Origin of the sequence: Streptomyces sp. NPDC001401 (genome assembly GCF_042895385.1) — a bacterium.
Classification (GTDB): domain Bacteria; phylum Actinomycetota; class Actinomycetes; order Streptomycetales; family Streptomycetaceae; genus Streptomyces.
The window spans coordinates 134516-150474 of record NZ_JBIAWI010000022.1; the positions used below are offsets into that span (position 1 = coordinate 134516).

At 68.7% G+C, this 15959-nt stretch carries 15 protein-coding genes and 1 pseudogene; 9 read left to right on the forward strand and 7 right to left on the reverse strand.

The genetic code is table 11. The annotated features are described in order from the left end of the window. Window positions 1-15 precede the first annotated feature (15 nt). Both ACFY10_RS46600 and ACFY10_RS46605 read left to right on the forward strand, forming a co-directional pair. The gene (locus ACFY10_RS46600) at window positions 16-771 is read left to right on the forward strand and encodes a dienelactone hydrolase family protein (protein ID WP_390671457.1); all 756 of its coding nucleotides are present in this window, start codon (window positions 16-18) and stop codon (window positions 769-771) included. Between the two features lie 203 nt (window positions 772-974). Continuing rightward, complete coding sequence (locus tag ACFY10_RS46605) at window positions 975-2174, forward strand: glycoside hydrolase family 64 protein (RefSeq protein ID WP_390671458.1); 1200 nt, start codon at window positions 975-977, stop codon at window positions 2172-2174. Between the two features lie 55 nt (window positions 2175-2229). Here the strand turns inward: ACFY10_RS46605 and ACFY10_RS46610 are convergent, their stop codons facing one another. Then, window positions 2230-4623, reverse strand: coding sequence for a M4 family metallopeptidase (locus ACFY10_RS46610; RefSeq protein WP_390671459.1), 2394 nt, complete (start codon window positions 4621-4623; stop codon window positions 2230-2232). Between the two features lie 266 nt (window positions 4624-4889). Next, window positions 4890-5414, reverse strand: coding sequence for a hypothetical protein (locus ACFY10_RS46615; RefSeq protein ID WP_390671460.1), 525 nt, complete (start codon window positions 5412-5414; stop codon window positions 4890-4892). A 413-nt stretch (window positions 5415-5827) separates the two neighbouring features. Between ACFY10_RS46615 and ACFY10_RS46620 the strand changes: the two genes are divergently transcribed. Then, on the forward strand, window positions 5828-6742 hold the full coding sequence (locus ACFY10_RS46620; RefSeq protein WP_390671461.1) for an MHYT domain-containing protein: 915 nt from the start codon (window positions 5828-5830) through the stop codon (window positions 6740-6742). 12 nt (window positions 6743-6754) lie between these two features. Here the strand turns inward: ACFY10_RS46620 and ACFY10_RS46625 are convergent, their stop codons facing one another. From ACFY10_RS46625 to ACFY10_RS46645, 5 genes are all read right to left on the reverse strand, one after another. Then, window positions 6755-7279, reverse strand: coding sequence for a hypothetical protein (locus ACFY10_RS46625; protein ID WP_390671462.1), 525 nt, complete (start codon window positions 7277-7279; stop codon window positions 6755-6757). Window positions 7280-7391: 112 nt separating this feature from the next. Then, window positions 7392-9608: an RICIN domain-containing protein gene (locus ACFY10_RS46630; RefSeq protein ID WP_390671463.1), complete on the reverse strand. Its 2217-nt coding sequence runs from the start codon at window positions 9606-9608 to the stop codon at window positions 7392-7394. A gap of 282 nt (window positions 9609-9890) precedes the next feature. Further along, on the reverse strand, window positions 9891-10091 hold the full coding sequence (locus ACFY10_RS46635) for a hypothetical protein (RefSeq protein ID WP_390671464.1): 201 nt from the start codon (window positions 10089-10091) through the stop codon (window positions 9891-9893). Window positions 10092-10137: 46 nt separating this feature from the next. Further along, window positions 10138-10527, reverse strand: coding sequence for a hypothetical protein (locus tag ACFY10_RS46640; RefSeq protein ID WP_390671465.1), 390 nt, complete (start codon window positions 10525-10527; stop codon window positions 10138-10140). A 228-nt stretch (window positions 10528-10755) separates the two neighbouring features. Next, the gene (locus ACFY10_RS46645) at window positions 10756-11172 is read right to left on the reverse strand and encodes a MarR family winged helix-turn-helix transcriptional regulator (RefSeq protein WP_390671466.1); all 417 of its coding nucleotides are present in this window, start codon (window positions 11170-11172) and stop codon (window positions 10756-10758) included. Between the two features lie 115 nt (window positions 11173-11287). Between ACFY10_RS46645 and ACFY10_RS46650 the strand changes: the two genes are divergently transcribed. The 6 genes and pseudogenes from ACFY10_RS46650 to ACFY10_RS46675 all read left to right on the forward strand — a co-directional run bounded on the left by ACFY10_RS46650 (window position 11288) and on the right by ACFY10_RS46675 (window position 15891). Continuing rightward, a complete protein-coding gene (locus ACFY10_RS46650) occupies window positions 11288-12838 on the forward strand; it encodes an MFS transporter (RefSeq protein WP_390671467.1) in 1551 nt (516 codons plus the stop codon). A gap of 102 nt (window positions 12839-12940) precedes the next feature. Next, window positions 12941-13324 (forward strand): PPOX class F420-dependent oxidoreductase, encoded by a 384-nt coding sequence (locus tag ACFY10_RS46655; RefSeq protein ID WP_390671509.1) that lies wholly within the window; start codon window positions 12941-12943, stop codon window positions 13322-13324. A 4-nt stretch (window positions 13325-13328) separates the two neighbouring features. Then, window positions 13329-13883: a DUF4832 domain-containing protein gene (locus ACFY10_RS46660; RefSeq protein WP_390671468.1), complete on the forward strand. Its 555-nt coding sequence runs from the start codon at window positions 13329-13331 to the stop codon at window positions 13881-13883. 376 nt (window positions 13884-14259) lie between these two features. Then, window positions 14260-14964 carry a hypothetical protein gene (locus tag ACFY10_RS46665; protein ID WP_390671469.1) on the forward strand — a complete coding sequence of 235 codons (705 nt, stop codon included), beginning with the start codon at window positions 14260-14262 and terminating at the stop codon, window positions 14962-14964. 60 nt (window positions 14965-15024) lie between these two features. Beyond that, window positions 15025-15126, forward strand: a pseudogene (locus ACFY10_RS46670) (transcriptional regulator); the annotation flags it as partial. 159 nt (window positions 15127-15285) lie between these two features. Then, a complete protein-coding gene (locus ACFY10_RS46675; RefSeq protein ID WP_390671470.1) occupies window positions 15286-15891 on the forward strand; it encodes a DUF4328 domain-containing protein in 606 nt (201 codons plus the stop codon). Window positions 15892-15959 lie beyond the last annotated feature (68 nt).

Genomic DNA, 15959 nt, shown 5'->3' on the forward strand with positions numbered 1-15959 from the left:
AGAGGTAGTACCCCCATGACCTCCGTTCAGGGAACAGCCGTCGACATCACCACCGAGGACGGTGTCGCCGACGCCTATGTGGCACACGCCGCCGACGGCAGCCCTCGACCCGGTGTTCTGCTCTACATGGACGCGTTCGGGATCCGTCCCCATCTGACGGGGATGGCCGACCGCATCGCCGAGGCCGGTTACACGGTGCTGGTACCGAACACGTTCTACCGCCACGGGCGCACGCCGGTCGTGGAGTTGCCCGAGTTCATCGACCCCGCGGCGCGTCCGGAGATCTGGGGCAAGGTCGGTCCGCTGATCATGTCGCTGACGCCCGACCTGGCCATGCGGGACGCGGCCGCGTACCTGCAGTGGCTGGCCGACTCCCCCCTCGTCGCCGACGGCCCGGTCGCACTGACCGGCTACTGCATGGGCGCGCGGTTGTCCCTGCTGACCGCCGGCACCTATCCGGACCGCGTCGCGGCGGCGGCCGGCTTCCACGGCGGTCAGCTGGCGACGGATGCGCCGGACAGCCCGCACCTGGTGGCCGAACACATCACCGCCGAGCTGTACTTCGGCCACGCCGACCAGGACCCGTCGCTGCCGCCCGAGCAGATCCAGCGCCTGGAGGACGCGCTCACCGCGGCGGGCGTACGGCACCGCTGCGAGGTCTACCCGGGCGCGCAGCACGGGTACACGCAGGCGGACACTTCCTCGTATCAGAAGGAGGGCGCCGAGCGGCACTGGGCGGCGCTGCTCGACCTCCTCGATCGCACTTTCTGACGCTCGCTTTCTGATGCTCTCCTTCTGAACACACGGCGGCGCCCGCGGAGTTCGTTCCGCGGGCGCCTTCTGTCGTCTTCCGTTCAACTCATTGACATGCATGCAGCCCGATGCCAGGTTGAGAGCGCTCTCAAAGAGGTCCGGACCAACCCCCTCAGGTGATCCCCCCACAACAAGTGACCCCCCCCCCACGGAGGTGGAGCGTGCTCAGAAGGCTCACTCACCGGCTCCTGGCCCCGGCTGCGGCGGCCGCGCTGCTCGCCGCGGTCCTCGCGGTCCACTCGTCCTCGTCCGCGGACGCGGCGGTGCCCGACACGATCCCCCTGAAGCTGACCAACAACTCCGGTCGCAGCGAGCCGGTCTACGTCTACACGCTCGGCACCCTGCTCTCGACGGGCCAGCAGGGCTGGGCGGACGCGAACGGCACCTTCCACGCATGGCCGGCCGGCGGCAATCCGCCGACCCCCGCGCCCGACGCGTCCATTGCCGGTCCCGCCGCCGGGCAGTCGACGACGATCCGCATCCCCAAGTTCTCCGGCCGGATCTACTTCTCCTACGGGCAGAAGCTGGTGTTCAAGCTGACCACGGGCGGCCTGGTGCAGCCCGCCGTGCAGAACCCGAGCGACCCGAACCGCGACATCCTGTTCAACTGGTCCGAGTACACGCTGAACGACTCCGGTCTGTGGCTCAACAGCACGCAGGTGGACATGTTCTCGGCCCCCTACGCGGTCGGCGTGCAGCGCGGCGACGGCAGCACGGCCAGCACCGGGCATCTCAAGTCGGGCGGCTACAACGGGTTCTTCAACGCCCTGCGCGGACAGTCGGGCGGGTGGGCGAACCTGATCCAGACGCGCTCCGACGGCACCGTACTGAGGGCGCTCGCGCCCGGGTACGGCCTGGAGAACGGAGCCCTGCCGGCGTCCGTCATGGACGACTACGTCAACCGTGTCTGGCAGAAGTACGCGACGTCGACGCTGACGGTCACGCCGTTCGCCGACCAGCCGAACACGAAGTACTTCGGCAAGGTCTCGGGCAACGTCATGAACTTCACCAACAGCTCGGGCGCGGTCGTCACCAGCTTCCAGAAGCCGGATGCGGACAGCATCTTCGGCTGCCACAAACTGCTCGACGCGCCCAACGACCAGGTGCGCGGGCCGATTTCGCGCACTCTGTGCGCGGGCTTCAACCGCTCCACACTCCTGGTCAACGCGAACCAGCCGGACACCACGACGGCCAACTTCTACCAGGACGCGGTGACCAACCAGTACGCCCGGAACATCCACGCGCAGATGGCCGACGGCAAGGCCTACGCGTTCGCCTTCGACGACGTCGGCAACCAGGAGTCGCTGGTGCACGACTCCAGCCCGCAGCAGGCGTATCTCACGCTCGATCCCTTCAACTGACACGACACCGAAGGGCCTCACCCCGTGCGGGGTGAGGCCCTGTTCGCGCGTGTGGTCAGCTGGTCGTCACAGCCGTGTCGTCGACGACGAAGCTGGTCTGCAGGGAGGAGTCCTCGACACCGCTGAACTTGAGGGTGACGGTCGAGCCTGCCAGGGACGACAGGTCGAAGGACTTCAGGGTGTAGCCCGAGGCGGCGTTGAGGTTCGAGTACGTCGCCAGGGTCGTCGATCCGGCGGTGACCGTCAGCTTGTCGTAGGCGGTGCTGGTGGTGGTCTCCGAGGTGTCGATGTGCAAGTAGAAGGTGAGCGTCGCCTTGCAGCCGCTCGGGATGGTCACCGACTGGGACAGCGTGTCGGTGTGGGTGGAGCCGTAGCCGTCCAGCCAGGCGTAGTACGAGCCGCCGTGCGCCGACTCACCGCTGTCGTTGGTGATGACGCCGCTGGTCGCGGTCCAGGTGGTGTTGCCCGACTCGAAGCCCTGGTTTCCGAGGAGTTGGGCCGAGGTGCAGCTGCCGCCTCCGCTGGAACTGACCGTCCAGGTGAAGGAGGCCGTGCCGGTGGCGCCGGTCGAGTCGGTCACCGTGACGGTCGTGCTGTAGGTGCCGGCCGTCGTCGGAGTCCCGGAGATGACGCCCGTGGAGCTGTTGATCGACAGGCCGGTGGGCAGTCCGGACGCGGCGTACGTCAGGGAGCCGCTGTTGGTGGAGCCGGCCGAGATCTGCAGGCTCACCGCCGTGCCAACCGTGGAGGACTGGCTGCCCGGGTTGGTGACCGTGACGCCGCTGGTCGGCGGGGTGATGTGACTGCCGACGTTGATGCCGGCGAAGGCGTTGCCCACTCCGGCGTACTGGGTGGAGCCGGTGCCGTACAGCGCGGCGGCGGCGTTGAGGGCGGCGGTGCGGGCTGCGGCGTAGTCGGTGCTGGACGTCATGTACGTGGTCAGCGCCTTGTACCAGATCTGCAGGGCCGCGGCCCGGCCGATGCCGGCGACGGCGACGCCGTCGGAGGTCGGGCTGTTGTAGGTGACGCCGTTGATGGTCTTGGTGCCGCTGCCCTCGGAGAGCAGGTAGAACATGTGGTTCGCCGGGCCCGAGGAGTAGTGCACGTCGAGGTTGCCGACACCGGAGTACCAACTGTCCGCGGAGCCGCCGTCCTTGCTCGGCTCGTCCATGTAACGCAGCGGCGTGCCGTCGCCGTTGATGTCGATCTTCTCGCCGATGAGGTAGTCGCCCACGTCACTGCTGTTGTTGGCGTAGAACTCCACACCGGTGCCGAAGATGTCGGAGGTGGCTTCGTTGAGGCCGCCGGACTCACCGCTGTACTCGAGTCCGGCCGTGTTGGACGTGACGCCGTGGCTCATCTCGTGGCCGGCCACGTCCAGCGAGGTCAGCGCGTGGGTGCCGCCGGAGCCGTCGCCGTAGGTCATGCAGAAGCAGTCGTCGTCCCAGAAGGCGTTGACGTACGCCGTGCTGTAGTGGACGCGGGAGTAGGCGGCGACGCCGTCGTTCTTGATGCCGCTGCGGCCGAAGGTGTTCTTGTAGAAGTCCCAGGTCTCCTGGGCGCCGTAGGCCGCGTCCGCGCCGGCGGTCTGGGTGTTGGACCCGGATCCGGTGCCCCAGACGTCGTCGGAGTCGGTCATCAGGGTGCCGGTGCCCGAGGTGGCGTTGTTGAGGCTGTACGTCTTGTGGCCGCCACGCGTGGTGTCGTACAGCTGGTACGTCGAGCCGGACAGCGTGGTGTTCAGCGTGACCGTGCCGCTGTACTGGGTGTTGCCGGTGCCCGTCTTGATGCCCTGGTACCGGTAGAGCTCCTTGCCGGTGGTGGCGTCGGTGATGACGTGCAGCTGGCTGGGTGTGCCGTCGTCCTGCAGGCCGCCGACCACCGTCTCCCAGGCGAGCTTCGGGGTGCCGGTGCCCGCCCAGATGACCTTGCGGGCGCTGTCGGTGGTGGGCTGCTGGGCGTCGAGGGACCTGGCGGCCTTGAGGGCCTTGGTCTGCACGGCTGCCTTGGTGAAGGCCGCGGTGGTGGAGGCGACCTTGACGGTGTGCCTGTTGTTGAAGGTCGTGCTCACCGTGCCGGCGGCCAGGGAGGCCGGCGGAGTGTGCACGACGAGGTCGCCGCCGAGGACGGGGAGGCCGGCGTAGGTCCGCTCGTAGCGGGTGTGGAGGGTGCCGTCGACGTCCTTGACGACGTCCTTGACGACCAGCTTCTCCTTGGCGCCGAGGCCGATCGTGCGGGCGGTCGCGGTCGTCTTCTGCTTCGCGCTCTTGATGAGCGCGGTGTGCTGCGCCCGGGTCAGTTTCGCCTCCAGTCCCCCGGCGCGGAGGGGGCTGAGATGGGGGGCGGCGGGCTTCGCGTTCGCCGGGACCGACTGGATGCCGACGGCGAGGAAGGCGGCGGTGGAGACCAGGGCTCCGACCGCGGTCCGCTTGCGGGAGATGCGTCTCACTCGTTCTCCTACTGCTGCGGCCGCGTGGGGCGACCGGTGACAGACCGGGCAGACGGGTGTACTGACCGGGACGAGCCGAGCTGTGCGGGACCGTCACTGCGTGATGAGAACGTGGGGGGTGGGCGCGGCAGTTGGGGAGGAGGATGACAGTATTGACCCGGACATGTCAGCAAGGTGCCGGTCAATCGAGGGTTATCCCTCTGTACGACAAGGCGGCCTGCCCGCCGGGGATGCGGGCAGACCGCCTGACGGTGTCGCCGAAGGGGTCAGCTGAGGCCGAGGGAGGACAGGGCGGTGGTCCAGTCACTGGCGATGGCGCTGCGCGCGTCGTCGAGGGTGACCGTGCCGTTGCAGACGGCCTTCTTGAGCTTGTTCTCCACCGAGTCCTTGCTGTAGGCGGTCTCGTCGCCGTACCGCGGCTCCGGCCACAGGTTCTCCGCGTCCTTGGGGGCGCCGCCGAGCTCGAGCGGGACGAGGTGGTCCTCCTCGTAGTCGGCGGTGCTGGTGTCCGAGTAGCCGTACTCGGCTATCTGCTTGATCTTCAGGGCGTTGGTGTACGAGGTGGAGGGACGCACGGTGGCGGTCCAGCCCGACACACAGATCGTCGTGTCGATCGTGGACTGGGTGACGTCCGGGTTGTAGGCGCCGGGCTGGCAGGTCGGGTCCGGCAGCGGCAGGTAGGACTGCGAGCAGCTGGCCGCGTGTGCGGCCGAGCCGGTGCCGATGATGAGACCGGCGACGGAGAGCGTGAGGGATGCCGTGGTGGCGGTGAGGCGGCGCGTGGCACGCATGGGGGTTCTCCCGCGATGGGCCCGGGGTTTCCGGGCGGGTGTGTGCATGACAGCACCACCGGGTCTATGCGGGTAGAAATACAAAGTGAAGAATCAGTGACCTCACTGAATCCTTGCCACCCCTTGGCTGTTGGCTGCCCAACAGCTGGGATGCGCTTGGGTGTTCGATAACATGGCGGAAACTCGCGCCCCAGTCGTCCGGTACATCACATATGGCGATGCCGAGGCGTTTTGCCCCACTGGCATTGACGGGCGACATCGGCGGATGGCCGGAACTCGCCCAACAGTGACCGGAGTCAACCGCTGATAGTTGAGAGTTATTCAGTTACCAAAGGTAATCCCTTGCACTTACGCGGCCCTTACCCGTAGACCTTGCTCCACGATCTGCCGCTGCTCTGGGGGGAGTTGGGCACATGCAAGGCACGATTGACGGGTTCCGATACGGTGCGGTGACGCCGGTGGCGGCTTATCTGATGGCCTGCCTGGGAGGGGCGCTGGGACTGCGCTGCATCGTCCGGTCCCTGCTTGACGAAGAGTCCTGGAAGCCCGGTTGGCTGGCGCTCGGCGCCGCCTCGATCGGCTGCGGGATCTGGACGATGCACTTCATCGCCATGCTCGGGTTCCAGGTCGAGGAGACCGGCATCCGCTACGACACCGGGCTCACTCTGCTGAGCCTGGCCGTGGCGATCGTGGTGGTCGGCGTCGGCGTGTTCATCGTCGGCTACCGCGGCGCCGGCAGGATCACGCTGGGTGTCGCGGGCGTGGTCACCGGTCTCGGTGTCGCCGTGATGCACTACCTCGGCATGGCGGCGGTGGAGGTGAACGGTGACGTCCGATACGACACTCTCACCGTCGCCCTGTCCGTCGCCATCGCGATCGTCGCCGCGACCGCCGCACTGTGGGCGGCCGTCACCGTCCGGGGCTTCATGACGAGTCTCGGGGCCAGTCTGGTCATGGGCGTGGCGGTCTCCGGCATGCACTACACGGCCATGGCCGCCGTCAGCGTCCATGTGCACGGCAACAGCAGCGAGGCCTGGGCGGGCGAGTCACCCACCTCGCTGCTGCTGCCCATGCTCCTGGGGCCGGCCGTCTTCCTGCTGCTGGCCGGTGTGGTGGTCATGTTCGACCCGCTTCTGGTGCTGGGCGACGGCGAGTGGAACAAGTCGACCCCGTCCCGGCGAACCTCCGCCGTCGATCGGGCGGCAGAGCCCGCGCCGCAGCACGGCATCGCCCAGCCCGGCGGACCGGTCGCTCCCGCCCGGCCCCGGCAGGACCAGTACGGTGCCACCGCGCCGCACTGGGCCCCGCCGGCCGGCAATGACTGGTGAGCGCGGTCGGGTTCAGCCCGCCTGCGGCACCTCCGGCGCCGTGCGGTGGGTGAGCGGTTCACGCGGTCCCAGGTGGTCGCGCAGGGTCGTACCGGTGTACTCGGTGCGGTAGACGCCACGCTCCTGGAGTTCGGGGACGAGCAGGTCGACGATGTCGTCGAGGCCGTCGAGGCCGTCGAGGCCGTCGAGGCCGTCGAGGCCGTCGAGGCCGTCGAGGCCGTCGAGGCCGTCGAGGCCGTCGAGGCCGTCGAGGATGAGGTACGGCGTGACGTTGAAGCTGTCGACGGCGCCGTGCCGGACGTAGTGGGCGAACTTGTCGGCGAGGCCCGACGGGGTGCCGACGTGTCCGCGCTGCGGCCCAAGCGCGATCACGGTCTCGCGCAGCGACCAGCGGTTCGCGTCCGCCTTCTCGCGCCACTCGGCGACGACCTTGTGCGGGTCGGCGATGCGGCGGGCGCCGAAGGAGCCGCCCGCGAGCGTTCGGCGGGCGCCGGCTCGGGTGGGCTCGACGCCTCCCTCGCCGGCTCTCGGCCGCACACTGCGAGCCGCACGAACGGGGCCGAGCCCTCTCTTGCCCGACGCCCGGTATCCGCGCGCGGAGGAGTCCGACCTGCCAGACCCCGGCCTGTATCTGTCCGTGCGAGGAGTGTCAGACGATCGCCCAGTGCTGGAGGGAGGAGTTCGTGTTCGTCTCCTGCGTCACCGGGGATTTGTCGGACGACGAGGCGGTGGTGAGCAGCAGCCCCCCGTTCGCCGAGGCGACGGTGTAGGCACCGCTCGGCAGCCTGGTCACGATCCAGCGCTGGTTGGCGCCTCCGTTGCAGGTCCACTGGATGACCTTCGCTCCGGCCTCGGTGGAGGCGCCGCTGACGTCGGCGCACAGTCCCGATGCGACGTTGACGAGCTGATAGGAGCCGTCGGGCTGCAGGGTGAACCGCCACTTCTGGTTGGCTCCGCCGTTGCCGGTGTAGGTGATGAGCTGGGTGCCGGGCTCTTTGCTGTAGTCCGGGACGTCCAGCGCCTGGCCCCCGGTGATGAGGGTGTGCGTGCCGTCGAGGCCGCCGGGGGTCGAGCCGACCGGAGTCATCGTCAGTGCTTGCTCGGCGGCGGTGCGTGAGCCGCCGACCGGGTTGCCCGTGGTGTTGCTCCAGTGGCGGGCGGGTGTGGTCTCGGTGAGGCGGCCGGAGTCGGCAGACATTCCGATCACCAGGCCGCTGTAGCGGTTGACCAGACGGTACGTCCCGTCCTGCCCGCCACCGGCGGACGTGCCGGGGATGATGAACCACTGCTGCCCCAGGGTGGGGCCGCCGGTTCCGACCGCGGTCACGGTCGGTTTGGTTCCCCAGGCTCGGGTCGTGGTGGAGGTGTTGGCGACGCCCAGGAGCTGTCCCGTGGCGGCGTTGGTGATCCGGTACGAGCCGTCGCCGTTGCCCGCGAAGGACCACGCTTCCAGGTCGGATCCGGTGGCGGATGCCAGCGAGGTGGTGGCCGAGTTGCCGGACACCTGGGCCAGCAGCCGGCCGTTCCCGCCGGTGATGCGGTAGGTCCGGGCCGGGTCGAAGGGGGCCTTGGCGGGCTCGCTGGAGTCGATGGTGACGTTGGCGTACTCGCCGCCGGAGGTGGCGCAGGCGATGGCGCAGTACGACCGGAAGGTCTTGCCGACGACGGTGGAGTTCGTCTTGTTGGCGCCGTCGAGGAACCAGCGGTACCAGGAGCTGGACGTGTAACTGCCGGAGTCACCGGCCAGGCGCCACTTCTGGGTCGCCAGGTTGTCCGTCACGTAGTACTGCTGCGGGCCGGGCTGCTTCACGACCTCGGGCGTGCCGATGTACAGGCCGAGGTAGGCGTCGTAGGCGATGTTCATGACGAACAGCGGGGACGTCGGGGGGAGTTCACCGGCCTCGATCTGCTCCGCCGCGGTGCCGGGGTTGGCGGGGTCGTAATCGTGCTCGACCGGGGTGTAACCAGTCGGGTTCGACGACGTCACCGGCTCCATGTTGCTCTCCAAGCCGCCCACCCCCGGCTGCGACCAGGAACCGTTGTGCCACTTCCGCCAGGAACCCGGGGCCATCTTCGCCGAGATCGGCGCGCGGGCGACGTGGGCCTGGAACGCCTTCCAGGTGCCGCCCTTCTCCACGACCCGCGAGCCGTAGTAGACGTAGAAATAGCCCGAGGCGGTGTCGACGAACAGCCGCTGGTCACCATCGCCGTAGTAGTACGTCTCGTGCGGGAACTGCTGGTTGTCGCCGCGCTTGGTGCTGTACGGGGAGGTGATGGCGTGGCCTTTGATGCTCCACGTCCTGCCCTGGTCCTTCGACACCGCGTAGTCGATGCCGTCGTAGTGGATACCGTCGCCGAAGGGCTGCGGGGTGAACTCGTTGTGCACCAGGCCGTACCAGTCCCCGGTGTCCGGATCGACCCACACACCGGACAGGTCGCAGTAGTTGCGCTGCGAGTAGCGCGAGCCGGCGGGCGCGTTTGTGGCCTCCACGCCGGTGGGGCTGTTGTTGCACCGCCAGGTCGTGTCCCTGTTCTTGTCGTTGGGGTTGGCGGGGTTCACCGCGTCGCTGATCGCGGACGAGCGCTTGGCATCCTCGAAGTTCGTGCCGGTGAAGAAGTCCCAGTAGCGGGGCTCCGACGTCCCGTACAGCGCGGCGGACTGCTGGAAGTAGAACGTGCCGTCCTTGTCGATGTAGGTGCTCGCCGGGGTGTCCGTCGGGTGCGCGTACGTGCCCTTCGAGCCGATGGAGATCGTGTATGTGGCCTCGGACGGGGACGCCGATGCGGTCGTCGTCCCTACGGTGCCGCCGATGAGCGCCACAACCATGGCGATGACGGCAGCGGCGAGTCTGCGGGGAACCAACATGGTTGCTCCGTCTTCTTGTCAGGAGTGTGCCGCCGATCGGCCCTGGAAGGGGTGAGGATCCGGAGCCGGAACACCGGCCTTCTTCGGAGTCGCATCGCCGCTTGGAAGGAGGTCACGCACAGGGCCCTGTCGGGCCCACGATCGGACCCCACGAATAATGCAAGCTTCAATGAGATCAAACAGATTCACTCGCGCTGCTGTGAGATGGTGTGCGGGATTCAGGGGACATGTCAATAACACCGCACAAATGTCCAAGTGGGTGAGCCTGAAAGTCCTGGTGATTCAAAGGGGAGGTGAGCAGTGCCGCCCAGAGAAAGCCCGCTGAGCAGGACGCCTGCTCAACTCCTCGATCCTGTCCCGCAGTTCGGCGACCTCCTCCCGCGCGGCGGCCTCCCGATCGACCTCCTCCAGCCACGACACCATCGCCGCCTCCAAGACCGCGCCCTGGGACACGACGACCCGCCGTCCGACCACGAACAGCAACGGCGCACGGCATCCCCGGCTCACTGAAGAAGAGACACACCCGATCTCAACTCTGGGAGGTTTGCTCCTCCTGCCAGCGGCGGTGCACCGAGAGGACGTTCGTCCACAGTCGCTCACGCGTCTCAGCGGTCAGGGTGTGCAACCGCAGGTCGAACCACTCGGCGCGGCGAGTGACGGGCTCATCGGTGTGTGCACCGTCGCCGATCCGGCTCAGCACCAGGCCACGGATGACGTCCGCTCCGGTCGCATCACGGCGTTCAGCCATCGCCACCTGGACGAACCCCGACTCCGGCGATGTCGACAACCACTGATGCCTGGCCTCGAAGTCGGCCGGGTGGGCATGAGCCATGGTCCAGGTCATTCCGGTGAATCCGCCGCCCGGGTCATGGGTCAGGTGCCACTGCGACCGCTCGGCGGCCTGATCCAGATGGAGCACGAACGGTGGCTGATCATGCCGCCCAGCGACCGGCGGCCACGCCCGGCGAGCCGGCACTGGACCTCGGCCGTGAACGGTCCGGTGCAGGCACCCGGTTCCACCACGACGGGCTCGCCACGTTCGGGCACCGAGGCGCAGACCGCCTCGGCCAGGTGCCGCGAGCCGGGCGCGATGGCCCCATGCGGGCGGGTGAGCCCACCCACTTTCGGCAGAACAGCACCGCGCACGTCAGCGCGGGAAGACGACCGTCAGCAGGCGGAAGAGCTCGGCGCGCTCGTCGTCGGACAGGTTGTCCAAGCCCGTCTGCGTCTGTTCCATCCGCTCGCGGATCGTGTCGATCACCTTCTCGCCCGCCTCGGTGAGGGCGACGTTCTTCACACGGCGGTCGGTGATGCTGACTTCGCGACGGACCAGGTCGCGCTTTTCGAGTCGGTCGATGATCCCGGTCATGTTCGACGCGTCGCAGGCGAGGGTGTGCGCGAGGGAGCGCATCGAGGCGGGCGCGCTTCGCAGTACCGAGAGGGTCTTTGCCTGACTGGTGGTGAGGCCCGTGTCGGCGGCGGAGGCGGTGAAGTCGGCGTAGTGCGTGGTGACCGAATGGGCGAGCAGCTCCATGAGCTGCGCCTTGGAGGGGATGGGCGACATGCGTCGAGAGTACCGCGGAAAGCTTGAGTATCCCAACCTTTGACATTCACCAGCTATATATTGTTTGATGTCCTCAAGCATCGAGGACCTCAATGGTTTGACTCATCGAGCATCGATGCGTCCATCCTTCGGGCAACCTTCCACCGGAAAGAAGACCGTGAAGTCCTCCCTTGCCACCGCGCCGGAGCGCCGCACCGGCAGCCTCAGCCTCGTCCTGGTGCTGGGCCTCGCCGCCATGGTCGTGTCGATGATGCAGACCCTGGTCATCCCGATCCTCGGCATCATCCAGAACGATCTCGGCGCCACCACGGCCCAGGTCAGCTGGGTCACCACGGCCACGCTGCTGTCGGCTGCGGTCTTCACGCCACTGCTGGGCCGCCTCGGCGACCAGCGCGGCACGAAGCCGACCCTGCTCGGGGTGCTGGTGGTCATGGTCGCCGGATCCGTGCTCGCCGCGACCACGAGCTCCATGCTGCTGCTCATCGCGGCTCGCGTGATGCAGGGCGCCGCCACCGCGATCTTCCCGCTCGCGCTGTCCGTGCTGCGCCAAGAGGTCGAGCCCGCGCGGCTGCCCGGCGCCATGGCCCTGGTCAGCGGCACGCTCGGGGTCGGCAGCGGCCTCGCCCTGGTGAGCGCCGGACTTCTGACCCAGGGTGCGCACCCCGACTACCACCAGGTCTTCTGGCTGGCCGCCGCACTCGCCGCCGTCGCCCTCGTCGCGGTTGCCCTCGCCGTGCCCGCGCCCCGCACCCGGACGGGCGGACGCACCGACTGGCTCGGCGCCGCCGGCCTCGCCCTGCTGCTCGTCCTGCTCCTGCTGCCCATCTCGCAGGGCCACTCCTGGGGCTGGACCTCACCCCGCACGCTCGCCCTCTTCGCCGGCGCCGCCGTCACCACGGTCCTCTGGGTCGTGGTCGAGCGCACGGTCCGCGACCCCTTGGTCGACATGAAGATGTTCGTCCACCGCCCGGTCCTGTTCACCAACATTGCCGGACTGCTCGTCGGATTCGCCATGTTCGCTCAGTTCATCGGCGTCTCCTACCTAGTCCAGACACCCGCTGAGATCGCCGGATACGGCTTCGGCGCCTCCGTCCTGCGCGCCTCCGTCCTCTACCTGCTGCCCTCCGCCCTCGTCTCGCTCGTGGCCGCCCAGTTCGGAGGCGTGCTGGTGCGCCGCATCGGCGCGCGTCTCACCCTCGCCGCCGGTGCCGCCTTCGGCGTCGTCGGTTTCGCCTGGCTGACCCTCGCCCACGACACCACCGCGTCGGTGATCCTGGCCGGCATGGTCGTCGGCGTTGCCATCAGCTTCGGCTACGCCGCGATGCCCGCCCTGATCGTGGCCGGCGTTCCCCACCACCAGACCGGCATCGCCAACGGCATCAACTCCATCTCCCGCTCCACCGGCAGTGCGATCGGCAGCGCGGTCATCACCTCGCTACTCGCCTCCAAGACGCTCCACAACCTGCCCGCCGGGGTCCCCGCGCTGCCCGCCGAAAGCCAGTACACCCTGAGCTTCGCCCTCGCCGGCATGGCGTTCCTCCTCGTCATCGGTGTGGCCATGGTCGGCCTGGCGATCCGCCGCAGGTCCCCCTCGCCCGCCACCGACACGGCCGCCCCTTCGGGCGACGGCGAGACCACGCCCGCCCCCGCGGCCCTCACTGCCTGACCGAGCACCACCTGCACCGCCGCGACCTTCCTCCTGACATCGCAGTACGCCGCTCAAGTGGCCGACGACCTCGAACGCAAGAGCAAGGAACAGAAACGCATCATGGACGACACGCTGCTGGAGCAGCTCGGCGCCGGCAAGTACATGCTGATCACCAGCTACCGCAAGGACGGCACCCCGGTCGCCACCCCGGTGTGGGTGGTGCGCGACGGAGACACGCTGGGCGTGCGGACCCCCGCCGACTCCTGGAAGGTCAAGCGGATCCGGGCCCGCGGCGACATCCTGGTCGGCCCCTGCGACCTGCGCGGCAACCCGACGGGCGACCCGGTCCCGGCCACCGCCGAGATCACCGACGCGGCGACCGGCGCCCGCTACCGCTCACTCATCGCCCGCAAGTACGGCATCGTCGGCCGCCTCATGATCTTCGACAGCTGGCTGCGGGGAGCGAACCGGACGCTGGGCATCCGCGTGCGGCTCACCCCGTAACAGGTTGACGCTCCCCGCCTGGAAGACGACCACCCTCACCAAGACCCAGGCGACTGCGGCCAAGCTGCCCGTCTCCGACGGCTACTTCACCGACTCCCACGGCAACTCGGTCGCCCGGACCCACTTCGACTACATCCGCGACCACCTCGGCTACCGCATCGAGATCCGGCAAGCCCGCTACGCCAAGGTCTCGTCCGGCCTGTCCGTCCAAGTCGACCTGGTCAACTGGGGCTTCGCCGCACCCAAGCACCCCAGACCCGCGCTGCTGACCCTGCTCAACGCGAACGGCCAGACGGTCAGCAAGGTCGACACCGGCGCCGACTGGCGCACCTGGCTTCCCGGCCCCCGCTCGGAGACGAGCGAGCCCGCAGCCGAACCGGCGACCCAGACCATCACCGGCACCCTCCCCCTGCCGGCCGCCCCGGGCACGTACTTCCTCGGTCTGCTGCTGCCCCACCCGACCACCTCCGCCGGGGCCTACACGGTCCGCTGCGCCAACACCGGCGTCTGGTTCCCGCCGAACCCCGGCGTGAACATCCTGGCCGCCGTCACCCTGTGATCCACGCGAGGTCGGTCCGGTCCGGTGACCGGAGCGCCTTTGCCCTCGGCAAGTCTGCGTCGGTGGCTGGAAACTTCACCGCCGCCGTGCCCCTTTATCCCTGCCGTGCTCTGTCCGCGCGACCCGGCCGGGCGAGGTAGTGCCCGACCGAGGGCGAAGGATGTGACGGCGGCTGTCCCGGCCGCTGAGCTGCGCGAGCGGACCGTGGTGGTGCGTTGCCGACTCGGCGGGAACAGCAGCTCGGCGTCGGAGAGCGATTCCAGCATGCCCGCCGCCGGAACGACCGTGCGGGGCTGCAGGCTTGAGCCTCCATCAGCCCCGGAGCGGTTCACATGGCACAGACAGACATCACCCGCCGCTGACCAAACGTGCCCAAGTGATCTTCTGGCCGGAGGGCGCGTGCTACGGCGCTGCCTCAGCGGCCTGGCGCGTGATGCCCTCGCGCACCGGGTATCGCAACCACATGCAGGCATGGGCGCAGGCCCTGCGGACGGGCCCCCGGTGGGAGTCTTGTCTGCGCAGCGTGGTGCGGCGGGTGCTGGCGGGAGATGAGCCCCAGCCGTGGTGGCTGCCGCGTCGTGTACTGACCGTGGTATCGGCCGATGTCGACACCACCACCGGTGCCGGGGCGATCTGGATCGTGGTACGTCCGAAGTCACCGCGGACACGGGAACACATTGCGTTCCTGGAGTGGTACGACAAGCAATGGCGCCACGTAGGAGGCGGCAGCGGCCCCCCAGACGATCCTGTCGACGTCGAAGTGCTCGACGTTCACCACGGCGGGGGCGTCCTCAGCCTCACCCGCACCATCGACCCTCCGCGCTCCTTCACCGCCGCCCCATGGATCAGTTGCGTCAAAGTGCGCCTCGGGCGGGACGTGGGGCACGTCCTGATCGGTGGCCGCCGGATCGAGAACCCCGAGCAGTGCAGACTCATCGCGGTTTGGACATCCCCCTACGACAGACGCGCAGCCCGTCCCCTCATCGTGGCCGTGGGACGCGACGGCGCCGAACTCTCCCGCCTCGGCCCCCATGACAGCCTTGATACCCATACCTGGGCGCGCTTGAGAGGGGAGTTGTAGCCGGCCTGCCTCCCGGGTCTGCGTCGTACCGGCCGTCGGCGCCTCCCGGGACACGCCGGCCAGGTCTGGCAGGCGCGTCCGGTTCACGCCCCCGCTCATCGCACCAAGACCTTCGACCACCCACAGGCGGGCGCGCTGCGGCTGAACAGCGACGTCCTGCTCGCGGGGCGCCACGGCTCGGCGGGCGGGCCGTGACTTCCGCATCCCCGTGAGGTTAAGATCCCCCGCCGACCTGCAGGAAGTTCCCAACAGGTGGCTTCCAGGAGGTGTGGAGTGGGCACGGCTGGGGCGCCGGGTGGGCTGACCCGATGGACGTGCGGTGTGCTCGCCGCGTACGCGATGCTGACGGCGGCGGCCGGGGTAGCGGCGTGGCACAGGTACCAAGTGCTGCAAGCACCGCCACTGCCGGCTCAGCCGGACGGCAGCGAGGCGCTGCCGCTGCTCAACGCCGACATGTGGTTCGGAAATCTGAGGGGCTGGTGGAGCGGTGCCACCCTGTTGACGGTGCTGGTCTTCAGCGTCTGGATGTCCCGTATGCGCAACCTCGCGGAGCTGGTCTGGCCTGAGGGGCAGCGTCGCAACCGTGCCTGGTTGTTCTTCGGCTGGGTGGTGCCCATTGCTGATCTGTTCGTGCTGAAGATGTTCGTCAACGACCTGTGGGCAGCCGCCCGCCCGGCGGCGCAGCGCAAGCGCGGCCATCCCTTGCTCACCTCCTGGTGGCTCTCCGTCCTCGCCGCCGGCGCCACAGGCGCCGACGCCCTGTCCGCACTGAAGCACGCACACACTCCCGGCCAGACGAGCCAGGCGCTGGAGCGGGTCATGGAAAGCGATCTCCTGTACGTCTGCGCGACGGCCCTTTCCGCCGCCGTCGTCTGGCGGCTCAGCGGCCGGCTGAAACAAGCGATGCAGGTGACCCTGGCGTCGTAGGCACCTGCACGTAACACCGTGGTGCAGCGCGCCGCATGCATCGCCATCTGATCCGAAATAGAAATCCT

Coding starts and splice junctions, on each gene's coding strand:
- ACFY10_RS46655 (WP_390671509.1), top strand. CDS start 12,941: ATGGACGACACGCTGCTGGAGCAGCTCGGCGCCGGCAAGTACATGCTG.
- ACFY10_RS46600 (WP_390671457.1), top strand. CDS start 16: ATGACCTCCGTTCAGGGAACAGCCGTCGACATCACCACCGAGGACGGT.
- ACFY10_RS46615 (WP_390671460.1), bottom strand. CDS start 5,414: ATGCGTGCCACGCGCCGCCTCACCGCCACCACGGCATCCCTCACGCTC.
- ACFY10_RS46645 (WP_390671466.1), bottom strand. CDS start 11,172: ATGTCGCCCATCCCCTCCAAGGCGCAGCTCATGGAGCTGCTCGCCCAT.
- ACFY10_RS46620 (WP_390671461.1), top strand. CDS start 5,828: ATGCAAGGCACGATTGACGGGTTCCGATACGGTGCGGTGACGCCGGTG.
- ACFY10_RS46630 (WP_390671463.1), bottom strand. CDS start 9,608: ATGTTGGTTCCCCGCAGACTCGCCGCTGCCGTCATCGCCATGGTTGTG.
- ACFY10_RS46650 (WP_390671467.1), top strand. CDS start 11,288: ATGCGTCCATCCTTCGGGCAACCTTCCACCGGAAAGAAGACCGTGAAG.